At 69.7% G+C, this 13,555-nt stretch carries 13 protein-coding genes; 9 read left to right on the top strand and 4 right to left on the bottom strand.

Annotated features, from left to right (window positions below):
• Positions 1 to 182: 182 nt before the first annotated feature.
• The 3 genes from dprA to AB0M36_RS00155 are packed head-to-tail and all read right to left on the bottom strand — an operon-like array spanning position 183 to position 3,318.
• Complete coding sequence (gene dprA / locus AB0M36_RS00145) at positions 183 to 1,442, bottom strand: DNA-processing protein DprA (protein ID WP_364150019.1); 1,260 nt, start codon at positions 1,440 to 1,442, stop codon at positions 183 to 185.
• Positions 1,420 to 2,958: a YifB family Mg chelatase-like AAA ATPase gene (locus AB0M36_RS00150; protein ID WP_364150022.1), complete on the bottom strand. Its 1,539-nt coding sequence runs from the start codon at positions 2,956 to 2,958 to the stop codon at positions 1,420 to 1,422. The genes dprA and AB0M36_RS00150 overlap by 23 nt, the downstream gene beginning before the upstream one ends.
• Positions 2,959 to 3,318: a YraN family protein gene (locus AB0M36_RS00155; RefSeq protein ID WP_364150025.1), complete on the bottom strand. Its 360-nt coding sequence runs from the start codon at positions 3,316 to 3,318 to the stop codon at positions 2,959 to 2,961.
• 370 nt (positions 3,319 to 3,688) lie between these two features.
• Here AB0M36_RS00155 and AB0M36_RS00160 point away from each other — a divergent pair, with 370 nt between their 5' ends.
• The 8 genes from AB0M36_RS00160 (at position 3,689) to AB0M36_RS00195 (ending at position 11,576) form a co-directional block, all read left to right on the top strand.
• Complete coding sequence (locus AB0M36_RS00160) at positions 3,689 to 4,330, top strand: hypothetical protein (RefSeq protein WP_364150027.1); 642 nt, start codon at positions 3,689 to 3,691, stop codon at positions 4,328 to 4,330.
• A 531-nt stretch (positions 4,331 to 4,861) separates the two neighbouring features.
• Complete coding sequence (gene rpsB, locus AB0M36_RS00165) at positions 4,862 to 5,755, top strand: 30S ribosomal protein S2 (protein ID WP_364150030.1); 894 nt, start codon at positions 4,862 to 4,864, stop codon at positions 5,753 to 5,755.
• 76 nt (positions 5,756 to 5,831) lie between these two features.
• Complete coding sequence (gene tsf, locus AB0M36_RS00170) at positions 5,832 to 6,662, top strand: translation elongation factor Ts (RefSeq protein WP_364150033.1); 831 nt, start codon at positions 5,832 to 5,834, stop codon at positions 6,660 to 6,662.
• Positions 6,663 to 6,766: 104 nt separating this feature from the next.
• A complete protein-coding gene (gene pyrH, locus AB0M36_RS00175; RefSeq protein WP_364150036.1) occupies positions 6,767 to 7,531 on the top strand; it encodes a UMP kinase in 765 nt (254 codons plus the stop codon).
• Between the two features lie 54 nt (positions 7,532 to 7,585).
• The gene (frr, locus tag AB0M36_RS00180; protein WP_364150039.1) at positions 7,586 to 8,143 is read left to right on the top strand and encodes a ribosome recycling factor; all 558 of its coding nucleotides are present in this window, start codon (positions 7,586 to 7,588) and stop codon (positions 8,141 to 8,143) included.
• On the top strand, positions 8,143 to 9,249 hold the full coding sequence (locus AB0M36_RS00185) for a phosphatidate cytidylyltransferase (protein WP_364150042.1): 1,107 nt from the start codon (positions 8,143 to 8,145) through the stop codon (positions 9,247 to 9,249). Before frr ends, AB0M36_RS00185 begins: the two co-directional genes overlap by 1 nt.
• A gap of 34 nt (positions 9,250 to 9,283) precedes the next feature.
• Positions 9,284 to 10,462: a 23S rRNA (adenine(2503)-C(2))-methyltransferase RlmN gene (rlmN, locus tag AB0M36_RS00190; protein ID WP_364150045.1), complete on the top strand. Its 1,179-nt coding sequence runs from the start codon at positions 9,284 to 9,286 to the stop codon at positions 10,460 to 10,462.
• A 40-nt stretch (positions 10,463 to 10,502) separates the two neighbouring features.
• On the top strand, positions 10,503 to 11,576 hold the full coding sequence (locus tag AB0M36_RS00195) for a DivIVA domain-containing protein (protein ID WP_364150048.1): 1,074 nt from the start codon (positions 10,503 to 10,505) through the stop codon (positions 11,574 to 11,576).
• Between the two features lie 69 nt (positions 11,577 to 11,645).
• On the opposite strand, the gene AB0M36_RS00200 is transcribed toward AB0M36_RS00195, so the two are convergent.
• On the bottom strand, positions 11,646 to 11,873 hold the full coding sequence (locus AB0M36_RS00200) for a DUF2631 domain-containing protein (protein WP_364150051.1): 228 nt from the start codon (positions 11,871 to 11,873) through the stop codon (positions 11,646 to 11,648).
• Positions 11,874 to 11,998: 125 nt separating this feature from the next.
• On the opposite strand from AB0M36_RS00200, the gene AB0M36_RS00205 reads away from it, so the two are divergent.
• On the top strand, positions 11,999 to 13,546 hold the full coding sequence (locus AB0M36_RS00205) for a Rieske 2Fe-2S domain-containing protein (RefSeq protein ID WP_364150054.1): 1,548 nt from the start codon (positions 11,999 to 12,001) through the stop codon (positions 13,544 to 13,546).
• Positions 13,547 to 13,555: the final 9 nt, after the last annotated feature.

Raw genomic sequence — 13,555 nt, forward strand, 5'->3', positions numbered from 1 at the left:
CCTGCGGCTGTGCAACGCACTGCCTGCGGCTGTGCAACGCACTGCCTGCGGCTGTGCAACGCACTGCCTGCGGCTGTGCAACGCACTGCCTGCGGCTGTGCAACGCACTGCCTGCGGCTGTGCAACGCACTGCCTGCGGCCGTGCTCACGCACGTCTCGCAGGGCGGTGCGGCCCGACCAGGTCAGTTCGGCGACCGCGTTGGTGGTGGAGCATGGGTGCGGGTGACCGGCGTCCTGGCCAACGCCGCCAGGGCGATCCCGCCCTCCCGGCGTACCACCAGGCCTTTGAGCTCCAAGAGCGACAGTCGCCGCAGCACCGTGCGTAGTCCCAGGCCCGCCCTCGCCGCCAGTTGCTCGGGCCCGGTCGTTCCCCGGCGCGGCACCGCCTCCAGGACCAGGGCCGCCTCCTCGTCGAGGCTGTCGCGGACGTGGTCACCGCCCCGAGCCGGTTCCGCCAGATATTCGCCGATCCGGCCGACCTCGTCGAGTACGTGCGCCACGCCCGTCACCAGGCGCGTCTGCGGATATCTGCGCAGCAGCTCGTGGCAGCCGACGGACATCGCCGAGGTGACCGGACCGGGTACGACCATGGCCCGCCGGTTCAGCGCCACCACCCGGCTCATCGTCTGCACGGCACCGCTGCGGGCGGCGGCCTCGACGACGACCGTGCCGGCCGTGGCCGCGGCGATGACGCGGTTGCGGATCAAGAAGCGGTGCCTGAGCGGCTCCGCACCCGGCGGCCACTCGCTCATCAACAGCCCGCTTTCCGCGATCTGCTCGAACAGGGCGGCGTTTCCCATCGGGTACGGCCGGTCGACGCCGCACGCCAGCACCGCGACCGTGAACCCGCCCGCCGCCAGCGTCGCCCGGTGAGCGGCGGCGTCGATCCCGAACGCCCCGCCGGAGACGACCGTCCACTCCTGCTCGGAGAGCCCGTACGCGAGATCAGCGGTGACACGCAGGCCGTACGGCGTGGCAGCCCGCGCCCCGACGACCGCCACAGATCGTTCGAAAGCGTCGCTCAGCGGCCGTGAACCCCGCACCCAGAGACACAGCGGCGGGCGGACGTCCCGGTTGATCCGGCCGCCGAGGTCCAGTTCGAGCGTCTCCAGCGACTGAACGCCGGTAGGCCAATCGTCGTCGGAGGGCACGACCACGCGGGCGCCGAGCCGTCGCGCGCGGTCCAGGGCGAACTCGGCGACCCGCCGCGGATCCCCTGATCTCGAGCGCGAGGCTACGGCCGTACGCAATGGGACCTCGGCTATGTCGCCGCTGATCACCCGCTGAAGCGTTGCCTCGGCGCCGTGGGCCCGCACGAGGTGCCAGATGATCCGGTTGCCGGGTTCGGCCAACCAGGTGAGCGCGATCCGCGCCAGCCGGTCGGCCTCATCGCTCGGCCGGTCGCCGTGCCCATCGCGCTCAAGTCGTGGCGTGACGGTCATGCGCTTCCCCCATTCTCAATTGGGCGGCTTCGTCCACGTCGGAGCCGTTCGGGCTGTTGCGTCCGTCGAGGTCGGCGATGGTCCAGGCGAGCCGGATAATGCGGTCGAAACCTCGGGCCGAGAGCGATCCGCGATCCAGGCCTGCCCTAAGCGCGCTGGTGGTCCTGGACGGCAGACGCCAGGGCGGCCTTCGCAGATGCGGCCCGGGAACCTCCGCGTTGACTCGCCACCCGTCCGCCGCCCAGCGAGACGCGGCGGCGGCTCTGGCCGTGGCGACGCGTTCCGCGACTATTGCGGAGGGCTCGGCGGGAGCCGTTGGCGTCATCAGCTGGGCCGCACGGATCGGCTGAAGTTTGATCTGGATGTCGATGCGATCGAGAAGTGGGCCGGAGAGCTTGTTCAAGTAGCGACGCCTGACCACCGCGGTGCACTGGCAGAACTGCTCGCCCGCGGGAGCGGCGCACGGACATGGATTTGCTGCCAGGACGACTTGGACACGGGCCGGATACTCGGTGGTGCCCCGGGCTCTCGCAAGCACGACCTTTCCGTTCTCCAGTGGTTGACGCAGGGCCTGCAGCGTGGCGTTGGCAAACTCCGGCGTTTCGTCGAGGAATAGGACGCCGCGATGGGCGAGCGAGATCGCGCCCGGTCGGGCAATGCCGGAGCCGCCACCGACCAGCGCGGCCAGGCTCGCGCTGTGGTGGGGGGCTTGGAACGGGGGACGTCTGACCAGCCTGCCGTCTGGAGGGAGAACTCCGGCTATCGACTGGAGTGCGGTGACTTCGAGGGCTGAGGTGTCGTCCAATTCCGGGAGTATCGAAGGCAGCCTTTCGGCGAGCATCGTTTTGCCCGCGCCGGGCGGTCCCACCATCGAGAGGTGATGACCCCCGGCTGCTGCCACCTCGATCGCGTATCGGCCGAATTCCTGTCCCGCGACGTCGGTGAGGTCCGGGCCGACAGCGATGGGTTCGACGGGCTTCGGGGGTGGACGAAGGAGTTCCCCCTCGCCGCGAACAAAAGCAATGAGACGGTGCAGCGAATCCACCGCTTCGACGGCGATCCGGGGCACCATGGTCGCCTCGCGCGCGTTCTCGAGAGGCACGATCACCCTTGAGAGGCCGGCCTTGGAAACGGCGGCGACCATCGGCAGCACGCCACGGACCGGACGGACGGTCCCGTCCAGGCCGAGTTCGCCTAGGACCACCGTGCCTTCCATCGGGGCCAACGGAAGCTCGCCGGCGCCGGCGAGTAGAGCGCAGGCAATGGCGACGTCGAACGCGCTGCCCTGCTTGGGCAGCGTCGCTGGTCGCAGATTGACGGTGATCCGGCGATTGGGCCAGCGTTGGCCGGAGTTCACCACGGCTGCCCGCACGCGATCCCTCGCCTCATTGAGTGCGGCGTCCGGAAGCCCGGTGAGGACGACGGCCGGCAGGCCGACAGCGAGATCGGCCTCCACCTCCACGACATGGCCGACCAGGCCGACGAGGCCCACGCACAGCACCTTCGCGTAGCTCATTCAGAACGCCGCGCGTAGGTGCTCGATCCGGCTGGCGCCCTTGGGCTGGGCTGTCACCGACACCACGTCGAAGCGGACCTCGCGCGGTCGTAGGGTGCTCTGCGCCAGCCAGCGGGCCGCGAGTTTCCTCAACCGTTGGACCTTCGTGCGGTTGACCGCCTCCGCCGGGCTGCCGTACGCGTCGCCGCGTCGGGTTTTCACCTCGCAGAACACGACGTCCTCGCCGTCGCGGAGGATCAGGTCGATCTCGCCGTGGTCGCAGCGCCAGTTGCGGGCCAGGACGGTGAGGCCCTGGTCGCTGAGGTGGCGTTCCGCGAGGCGTTCGCCGTACGCGCCGACCGCCCGTCTCTGCATCGTCATGGCCGTCACCCTGGCCCGGGACGGGTGGCGGCGCGCGCCGGGTTGTGGACGGAGTGCAACTGTGGATGACCGTACGGTCATGGCGGGGTTGTGATAGGCGTCCAGCGGTGGCACCGCGGGTTCGCGTGACCTACGGTGCGAGATCGTGGACGGACATCGCCGGTATGCCGAAGAAGATCCGGAGCCGAGCTGGTACGCGGGACAGCGTCCCGCCGAAGGGACGGACTCCTACACCGCTCCGAGCCGGAGTGCTGGTTCGTGGGACTCGGGGGTGCACGAGCGCCCGAGCGGGAGCTTCAGGCTCCCTGAGCAGCGCCCCGCCGATCCGTACGCCTCGGGCAGTCACTCCTTGCCGCCGGCGGATTCCGGTGTGGTCCGGGTCCCTGTGCGCGGTCCCGAATATCCCACGATCCGACCGAGCAGCGACGCGAGGCCCACCACATATGGTGCCAACCCGGTCGTTCCCGAGGCGCCACCCACCACCAGCTTCACGCCCGCGCCCCGGACCTCCGCGGCGCAAGCTCCCGCCGCGCCCCCGGTTCCCGCCGCGCCCCCGTTCCCCGCCGCGCCCCCGTTCCCCGCCGCCGCGCCCCAGTTCCCCGCCGCCGCGCGCGAGGCTTCGATCGCCGGCTCCTACGGCGAGTCGACGAGTGACGAGCCGACGAGCCTGGTGCCGACGGCCGCCGCCGGCTCTCGTTTCGGGGGTGTGCCCGAGAAGGTCTACAGCTCCCGCCGCCCGGTCTCCGCCGTGATCTTCGCGGTCATCACCGCCATCCTTCTCGTCCCCGCCGTCCTGTTGCTGTTCCGTACGGCTTTTGACGCGGATCCGGCGGCCCGGAGTGTCGTGCCGGGTGTTCTGCTGACCCTGGGTCTCCCGCTGACCGGTTTCGGCCTGTTCTCGCTCGCCGCGGGTGGGCGGGCGACCGGCCTCGAGGCGTGGCTGCGCCCGCCCGTCGCCTACCTCCCGGTGGGTGTGATCCTGCTCCTCGCCGCCGGCCTCGGCGCCGCCTGAGTCCGGCGGAGATTCGGCTGACAGCGGCCCGGCGGGCTCGGTCGCGCATGGCGTAGGCGCCGAGCGCGCCTGAGTCCGGCGGAGATTCGGCTCACAGCGGCCCGGCGGGCTTCGCTGGCGCATGGCGGAGGCGCCGAGCGCGCGCCTGAGAGTCCGGCCCTGACGGGTGGGCGGAGATTCGGCTCACAGCGGTCCGGCGCGCTCCGTGCCGCACGGCGTACGCGGCGAGCGCCCGCTTGAGCGCCGCCCCAGATCGGCCCGATCGGTCGGCAAAACCGGCCCCGGAGCAGCCCGGAGGCGAGCACCGCGGCGCACGGCGTATGCTTGTCGACGGCGACCGCCCTGCGCGGTCGACCTCGCGCGCCCTCTGCCGCTGCTGTGTTCGATCAGTGCCATGTTCGATCATGAGCCGTCAGCGACGGCCCTCCCTGGTCCCGAATAGCTTCGGGCCCACTCCGGGCCGGCGACCGGGCGCCAGGACGCCCACCGCCGGTGAGCGTGACAACCAGGGATTACAGGGAGCAATTCACCATGGCCGTCGTGACCATGCGCCAGCTGCTTGAGAGCGGTGTCCACTTCGGGCACCAGACCCGGCGCTGGAACCCGAAGATGAAGCGCTTCATCTTCACCGAGCGCAACGGTATCTACATCATCGACCTGCGCCAGACCCTCGACTACATCGAGAAGGCGTACAGCTTCGTGCGGGACACCGTCGCCGAGGGTGGCCACATCCTCTTCGTCGGCACCAAGAAGCAGGCTCAGGAGGCGATCGCCGAGCAGGCGACCCGCGTCGGCCAGCCGTACGTCAACCACCGCTGGCTGGGTGGCATGCTCACCAACTTCCAGACGGTGTACAAGCGTCTGCAGCGCATGAAGGAGCTTGAGGCTCTGGGTGACCTGACCGGCACCGCCGCGGGTTACACCAAGAAGGAGACCCTTCAGCTCTTCCGTGAGAAGACCAAGCTCACCAAGACCCTCGGTGGTCTGCGGGACATGACGAAGGTGCCGTCGGCGATCTGGGTCGTCGACACCAAGAAGGAGCACATCGCCGTCGACGAGGCCCGCAAGCTGGGCATTCCGGTCATCGCGGTGCTCGACACCAACTGTGACCCGGACGAGGTCGACTTCCCGATCCCGGGTAACGACGACGCGATCCGCTCCGCCGAGCTGCTGACCCGCGTCGTGGCGACCGCGGTCGCCGACGGTCTGATCGCGCGTTCCGGCCGGGGCCGGGGCGGCGACGCCGACGCGAAGCCCGAGGCCACCACCGTCGCCGCCGGCGAGCCGCTGCCCGAGTGGGAGCGCGACCTCTACGAGGGTGCCGAGAAGAAGGCCGACGACGCCGAGCCGGCCGCCGCCGCTGAGCAGCCGGCCGCTGCCGAGCAGCCGGCCGCCGCCGAGCCGGTCGCGACCGCCGCGGAGTAATTCCTCACGGTGCCGGCCGCCGCACGGCGGCCGGCGCCCGTAGACCCCGAGATTTCCGAGGATCGAAGAGAGAGCCATGGCCAACTACACCGCCGCGGACGTCAAGAAGCTCCGCGACCTCACCGGCGCCGGCATGATGGACTGCAAGAAGGCGCTCGAGGAGTCGGACGGTGACTTCGACAAGGCCGTCGAGTTCCTGCGCATCAAGGGTGCCAAGGACGTCGGCAAGCGCGCCAGCCGCACCGCCGCCAACGGCATTGTCAGCCACTCCGGCACCGCGCTGCTCGAGCTGAACTGCGAGACGGACTTCGTCGCCAAGACCACCGACTTCGTCGCGCTGGGTCAGCAGCTGGTCGAGCACGGCGCCAAGATCAACGCTGCGGACGCCGCCGCGCTGCTCGGCTCCTCGCTCGAGGACGGGCGTGCCGTCGCCGACCTGGTCCAGGACTTCTCCGCCAAGATCGGCGAGAAGATCGTGGTCAACCGCTTCGCGCAGCTCGACGGCAACGTCGCGGTCTACCTGCACCGCAAGGCCCAGGACCTGCCGCCGCAGGTCGGCGTCCTGGTGCAGTTCACCGGCAAGGACGACGAGGCCGGTGCCGACGACGCCCGCGCCGTGGGCATGCAGATCGCCGCGATGCGGCCGAAGTTCCTCACCCGTGACGAGGTTCCGGCCGAGACGGTCGAGAACGAGCGTCGCATCGCCGAGGAGACCGCGCGCGAGGAGGGCAAGCCCGAGCAGGCGCTGCCCAAGATCGTGGAGGGTCGGGTGAACTCCTTCTTCAAGGACTTCGTCCTGCTCGAGCAGCCGTCGGTCACCGACAACAAGAAGACGGTCAAGCAGGTCGCGACCGACGCCGGCATCGAGGTCACGCGCTTCGTCCGGTACGAGGTCGGCCAGGAGTAATCCAGCCAACAGCGCGTTGCGCGGGAGGTCGGGACGCGAGTCAAGCGCCCGGCCTCCCCGTCACATAAGGTCTCGGTGTCAGTGAAGGAAGGGCGGGGTCGAGCATGACGATGGTGACCGAGCAGACTGTCGCGGCGGGCGAGATCCCGGCGCCGCGGCCCGAACGGCCCCGGCGGGTCGTCCTCAAGCTCTCCGGCGAGGTCTTCGGCGGTGGTGCGGTCGGCGTCGACCCCGACGTCGTGCAGGGCATCGCCCGCCAGATCGCCACGGTGACCCGCCGTGGCGTGCAGATCGCCGTCGTCGTCGGCGGCGGCAACTTCTTCCGCGGTGCCGAGCTGCAGAAGCGCGGCATGGACCGCAACCGCGCCGACTACATGGGCATGCTCGGCACGGTCATGAACTGCCTCGCCCTGCAGGACTTCCTCGAGAAGGAGGGCATCGAGACGCGGGTGCAGACCGCGATCACGATGGCCCAGGTCGCGGAGCCGTACATTCCGCTTCGTGCCATCCGCCACCTCGAGAAGGGCCGGGTCGTCATCTTCGGAGCCGGCGCCGGCATGCCGTATTTCTCCACGGACACGGTCACGGCGCAGCGCGCCCTGGAGATCCATGCCGATCTGGTGCTGATGAGCAAGAACGGCGTCGACGGCGTGTACACCGCTGATCCCCGTACCGATCCCGCGGCTCGCAAGATCGATCACATCACCTTCGCCGGCGTTCTTCAGCAGGGCCTGCGGGTGGCGGACCAGGCCGCTTTCAGCCTCTGTGAGGAAAACGGCCTGCCCATGCTCGTCTTCGGAGCCCAGGGCGAAGAGACCATCGTCCGCGCGGTCAGCGGCGAGAAGATCGGTACCTTGATCACCACGTGATTCCGCGCCACCCCCACCATCGGATTTCAGCAGAAGCAAGGAGGCGACGGAGCGGTGATCGACGAGATCCTCTTCGAGGCCGAAGAAAAGATGGAGAGCGCGGTCGAGCACGCCAAGGAGGAGTTCGCCGCGATCCGTACGGGTCGTGCCACGCCGGCGATGTTCTCCAAGATCGTTGTCGACTACTACGGCGCGCCCACTCCGGTGACCCAGATGGCGTCCGTCGGGGTGCCCGAGCCGCGCATGGTGATCGTGAAGCCCTATGACGCGTCCCAGCTCGGGGCGATCGAGCGCGCGATCCGCGACTCCGACCTCGGGGTGAACCCCAACAACGAGGGCACTCAGCTGCGCATTCACCTGCCGCAGATGACCGAGGAGCGGCGCCGCGAAATGATCAAGGTCGCGCGGCACAAGGCCGAGGAGGGGCGCGTGGCGATCCGCAACGTGCGCCGCAAGGCCAAGGAGCAGCTCGACCGCCTGGTCAAGGACGGCGAGGCCGGCGAGGACGACGGCCGGCGCGCCGAGAAGGAGCTGGACGACGTCACGCACCGCTATGTCGGTGTGGTCGACGAGCTGGTCAAGCACAAGGAAGCCGAGCTCCTCGAGGTCTGATGACGTACCCCGAGCCCCGCGGCGGGCACCCCTCCGGAAGCTGGGCGTCAGGACCCTCAGACGCCCCGATTCCGTACGGGCAGGCACCCGCCGAGAGGCTCGGGCAGGAGGCCCGGCCGCCCACCGCGATGTGGGCGGCACCCACCGGCGCCGAGCCGGACTGGGCGGCGCCAACGGCCGCCACCTCCACCTCTCAGGCGGAGTGGGAGTTGACCACCGCGGAAGCCGACCGTCGCGGCCCGGGTAGGCGCCGCGCGGGACGAGACGGGAAGCCGGTGCCGGCGAAGCAGAAGGGCAGGGCGGGTCGCAATCTGCCCGCGGCGATCGGCGTCGGCGTCGGCCTGGGCGTGACCATCCTGCTCTCCCTGGTGATCTGGAAGCCCGCCTTCCTCGGCGTGCTCGTGATCGTCGCGGGGGTGGGCATCTGGGAGACGGTCCGGGCGCTCAAGGTCGCCGGGGCGAGACCGCCGCTGGTACCGCTCCTCGCCGGCGGCGTGCTGATGATCGTCCTGGCCTGGCGCTACGGGCCTGACGCGCTGCAACTCGGGCTGGTGGCCACGCTGCTGGCCACCTTCGTCTGGCGCTTCAGTGAGGAGAAGACCGGCTTCCGGCGGGATCTGGCCGCGGCCGCCCTGGTCGCCGTCTACGTGCCGTTCCTGCTGGGCTTCGGCGTCCTGCTCGCCGAGCCGGAGAAGGACGGCCCCTCTCGCGTGCTGTGCGCGCTCATCGCCGTGATTCTTTCCGACACCGGCGGGTATGCGGCCGGCGTGTTCTTCGGCAAGCACCCGATGGCGCCGACGATCAGCCCCAAGAAGTCCTGGGAGGGCTTCGCCGGCTCGGTGACCGCCTCGGCCGTCGGCAGCGCCCTCCTGCTCTACTTCCTGCTCGACGTCTCGTTCGGCTGGGGTCTGCTCTTCGGTGCGGTGATCTCCGTCGCCGCCGTCACGGGTGATCTCGCCGAGTCGATGCTCAAGCGCGACATCGGAGTCAAGGACATGAGCAACCTGTTGCCCGGCCACGGCGGGCTCATGGACCGGCTCGACTCCATCCTGTTCGCGGTCCCCGCGGCATACCTGCTGCTCTCCCTCATCGCGCCGCCGGGGTAGGCATGTGTACCCGACGTGGGAGACTGGACCTGCCATGACGATTCTTCCGGTCATCCCGACCAGCCCTGACGACCCGGACGCGGTGTCCACGCGCCGTCGTCCCGCCATGCCCCCGCGCCACCTCGCCGACCTCGACCTGGCCGGGCGCCAGGCCGCCGTCACCGACCTCGGCGAACCCGCCTTCCGGGCCAAGCAGCTCTCCACCCACTACTTCGGCCGGCTGGTGCGCGATCCCGCCGCCATGACCGATCTTCCGGCCGCCACCCGGGCCCGCCTCACCGAGGTCCTGCTGCCCACCCTGCTGACCCCGCAGCGCGAGATGGCCTGTGATGACGGCGCCACCCGCAAGACGCTGTGGAAGCTGCACGACGGCGCGATGGTCGAGAGCGTGCTCATGGGCTACCCCGACCGCATCACGGCCTGCGTGTCCAGCCAGGCGGGCTGCGGCATGGCGTGCCCGTTCTGCGCCACCGGCCAGGCCGGGCTCACCCGCAACCTGTCCGTGGCCGAGATCGTCGACCAGGTCGTCTATCTCGCGGGTGTGTCCGCCTCGGGCGCGGTCACCGGCTCGCCGCCACGGCTGTCCCGGGTCGTCTTCATGGGCATGGGTGAGCCGCTCGCCAACTACCCGCGGGTGATCGAGGCCGTGCGCCGCCTCACCACCCCCGCGCCGGAGGGTCTCGGTCTCTCACAACGGCACATCACCGTTTCGACCGTGGGCCTGGTGCCCGCAATGCGACGGTTGATCGCCGAAGAGCTTTCTGTGACCCTTGCGTTGTCCCTGCACGCCCCCGATGATGATCTGCGCGATGAGCTTGTGCCCGTCAACCAGCGTTGGAAGGTGGCCGAGGTGCTCGATGCCGCGTTCGACTACGCGGCGCAGACCGGTCGTCGGATCTCCATCGAGTACGCCCTGATCAGGGACGTAAACGATCAGTCCTGGCGTGCCGACCTGCTCGGCAGGCTCCTGCACGGCAAGCTGGCGCATGTGAACCTGATCCCGCTCAACCCGACGCCGGGCAGCCGGTGGGACGCCAGCCCCAAGCCGGTGGAGCGCGAGTTCGTCCGCCGGCTGCGCGAGGCGGGCATCTCGACCACGGTCCGCGACACGCGGGGGCGGGAGATCGACGGTGCGTGCGGCCAGCTGGCCGCAAGCGAGCTGACGGTGGTGGACGCTGGGGGCGCCGCCGCCGACGCGGAGGTGGCACGATGACTGGGGCCGGTTCCCAGCGGACGCGAATTTGGGAGACGTTGTGACGAGTCAGGGGCAGCGTTTCCGCCGTCGCGCACTGCGCCGCGGCTACAAGGTTGACGAGGTGGACGCCTTCCTCGACCGGGTCGAGGCCACCCTCGCCGGCGAGCAGTCCGGCGCGCCCGTCGGCGCCCAAGAGGTGCACGACGTCGTCTTCCGCGTGCGGTTCGGCGGTTACGACGAGTGGCAGGTCGACCTGCACCTCGACCGGGTGGAGCGGCAGCTCGCCGAGTTCGAGGACCGTGGCGGCCGGGCCCCGGAGGCCCGCATGCAGCCCGAGCCGATGCGCGGCGGCGCCATGCCCGCCGACCGGATGAGCCAGACGATGGGCCGGTCCGCTCCGCCGACCGAGCGGCTCGCCGCCCCGGTCCGCGACGACCACCAGTTCGCCCGCGACGATCAGTACGCGCGAGACGACCAGTTCGCCCGCGGTGATCAGTACCCGCGCGACGACCAGTACGCCCGCGACCCGTACGCGCAGGACGACCGCATGCAGCCGCAGCAGATGCCGCAGCGGCAGCAGATGCCGGCGCCGGATCCGTACGGGCGCTACGACGAGCCGACGGGCTACGGCCAGCAGCAGATGCCGCAGCGGCCGGCGGGGCCGCAGGGCTACGACACGGGCGGCTACGAGCAGTTCGAGCCGGGCCGGCACGGAAAGCCCGACATGACCGCCGAGATCCGCATGCCGGAGCGCGACCGAGGCGGCTTCGGCGGCCCGGCCCCGATGAGTGGCCCGCCGATGAGCGGTCCCCCGATGGGCGGCCCGCCGATGAGCGGACCGCCGATGGGCGGCGGGCCCGGGGGAGGACAGGGTGGCAGCCCCGAGCTCTACCGGGTGGACCAGCTCCGTCGCACCTTCCAGCCGCGGCGCTTCGGCAGCGGGTACGACCCCGCGCAGGTCGACCGCCTCTTCGAGAGCATCATGCAGGCCATGACCGGCCGGGGCCCGATGCCGGTGCCCGAGAACGAGCTCGACACGCTGCAGTTCGGGCTGGTTCCGGGTGGCTACTTCGAGGCCGAGGTCGACGCCGCCCTGCGCGAGGTGAAGGACATCCTGCTACACCTGCGGTGACTACGCTGAGTCCGCGAAAAAGGCCCGCCTCCCATCAACGGGGAGAGCGGGCCTTCGCGCGTTGAGGGGCTACTGGTCGTTCGGCTTGAGGCCGTTGCGGCGCAGGACCACGTCACCCAGCACGATCAGGACCAGCATCGCCGCCGTACCGATGAGCCAGATGTTCTCGGTGTTGCCCTCGTGGTTTCCCCACAGCATCGACAACAGGATGACCGCCGTTCCCAGCGCGCCGATCCGGGCCGACTTGCGGTTGCCCGGCTTGAGCTGGTCAGGTGCGTAAACCGGCTCTTCTGCCACGAGGTCCTCCCGAACGAACGCTTTTGTGGTGGCACACAGTGTCGCACGCCGCCTCCGCGCGCGGCTCACCAACCCGTACCCGGTACCTTCGATGCCGTCGGATTGTGCGAGGCCGAGGAGTGAGAGTGCGGATCACGGGCACTGGACATGCCAGCATGCGGATCGACACGGACGCGGGCAGCATTCTGTGCGACCCGTGGGTCAACCCGGCGTACTTCGCGTCGTGGTTCCCGTTCCCGGACAACTCGCTGCTGGACTGGGAGACGCTGGGTGACGTCGACTACCTCTACGTCTCCCACCTGCACCGGGACCACTTCGACGCCGAGCATCTGTTGCGGTTCATCAGCAAGAAGGCCACGGTGCTCCTGCCGGAGTACCCGACCAGCCAGCTCGAGGACGAGCTGCGCGACCTGGGCTTCACCAGCTTCTTCCGGACCAAGAGCGACGAGGTGCACGAGCTCGACGGCGGCCTCAAGGTCATGATCCAGGCGCTGATCAGCCCCACCGACGGGCCCATCGGCGACTCATCCCTCTGGGTGGAACACGACGGCGTCCGCCTGCTCAACCAGAACGACGCCCGGCCCTCCGACCTGTCCCGGTTCGCCGAGCTCGGCCACGTGCACGCGCACCTGCTGCAGTTCTCCGGCGCGATCTGGTACCCGATGGTCTACGAGCTGCCCACCGCCGCCAAGACCGCGTTCGGCAAGCAGAAGCGCGACCGCCAGTTCGACCGCACCTGGCGCTACATCGACGACCTGAAGGCCGACCACGTCTTCCCGATCGCCGGCCCGCCGTGCTTCCTCGACGACGAGCTGTGGCAATTCAACGACATCTTCGGCGACGAGGGGAACATCTTCCCCGACCAGTCGGTGTTCATGTCCGAGTACGCGAAGGTGGGCGGCACCAACGGCGTCGTCCTGCTGCCGGGCAGCGTCTCGGACGTCACCGCCGGCAGCATCGAGACGACCCACCCCACCGACGTCGACGAGTTCTTCGCGAACAAGAAGGCGCACCTCGAGGAGATGCGCGACCGCAAGGCGCCGATCATCGCCGCCGAGAAGGCATCCTGGCGTCACCCCGAGATCGACGTGCTGGGTGAGCTGAAGAAGCGCATCGAGCCGCTGCTCGAGGAGTCGATCTACCTGGCCAAGGGCGTCGGCGGCCCGGTCCGCTTCGACCTGGTCAACTACGACGGCGACGCGATCGAGTCGATCGTCGTGGACTTCCCCGGCAAGCAGGTCCGGGCGTACGCCGACGAGAAGGTCCGCTACCGCTTCCGCACCCAGCGCGAGCTGATCGAGCACCTCATCTTCATCGACGAGGGCGACTGGGTGAACTCGCTCTTCCTGTCCTGCCGCTTCTCCGCCGCCCGCATCGGTCAGTACAACGAGTTCGTCTACGCCTTCTTCAAGTGCCTCAGCGAGGAGCGCCTGCAGTACGCCGAGGGCTGGTACGACGAGCACGAGAAGTCCGTCGACGCCGAGGACACCCATCTCGGCGACTGGACGGTTCAGCGCCGCTGCCCGCACCTGAAGGCGGACCTCAGCCGCTTCGGCATCGTCGAGGGCAACGTGCTGACCTGCCAGCTGCACGGCTGGAAGTTCGACCTCCCGAGCGGGAAGTGCCTGACCAGCGTGGGGCACAAGATCCGGGCCGAGAAGACAAACCCTTAGGCCGCCTCG

It is taken from the genome of Actinoplanes sp. NPDC051346 (assembly GCF_040682215.1).
Taxonomy (GTDB): Bacteria; Actinomycetota; Actinomycetes; order Mycobacteriales; family Micromonosporaceae; genus Actinoplanes.

Coding starts and splice junctions, on each gene's coding strand:
- rlmN (WP_364150045.1), top strand. CDS start 9,284: ATGACGATTCTTCCGGTCATCCCGACCAGCCCTGACGACCCGGACGCG.
- rpsB (WP_364150030.1), top strand. CDS start 4,862: ATGGCCGTCGTGACCATGCGCCAGCTGCTTGAGAGCGGTGTCCACTTC.
- dprA (WP_364150019.1), bottom strand. CDS start 1,442: ATGACCGTCACGCCACGACTTGAGCGCGATGGGCACGGCGACCGGCCG.
- tsf (WP_364150033.1), top strand. CDS start 5,832: ATGGCCAACTACACCGCCGCGGACGTCAAGAAGCTCCGCGACCTCACC.
- AB0M36_RS00185 (WP_364150042.1), top strand. CDS start 8,143: ATGACGTACCCCGAGCCCCGCGGCGGGCACCCCTCCGGAAGCTGGGCG.
- pyrH (WP_364150036.1), top strand. CDS start 6,767: ATGACGATGGTGACCGAGCAGACTGTCGCGGCGGGCGAGATCCCGGCG.
- AB0M36_RS00150 (WP_364150022.1), bottom strand. CDS start 2,958: ATGAGCTACGCGAAGGTGCTGTGCGTGGGCCTCGTCGGCCTGGTCGGC.
- AB0M36_RS00155 (WP_364150025.1), bottom strand. CDS start 3,318: ATGACGATGCAGAGACGGGCGGTCGGCGCGTACGGCGAACGCCTCGCG.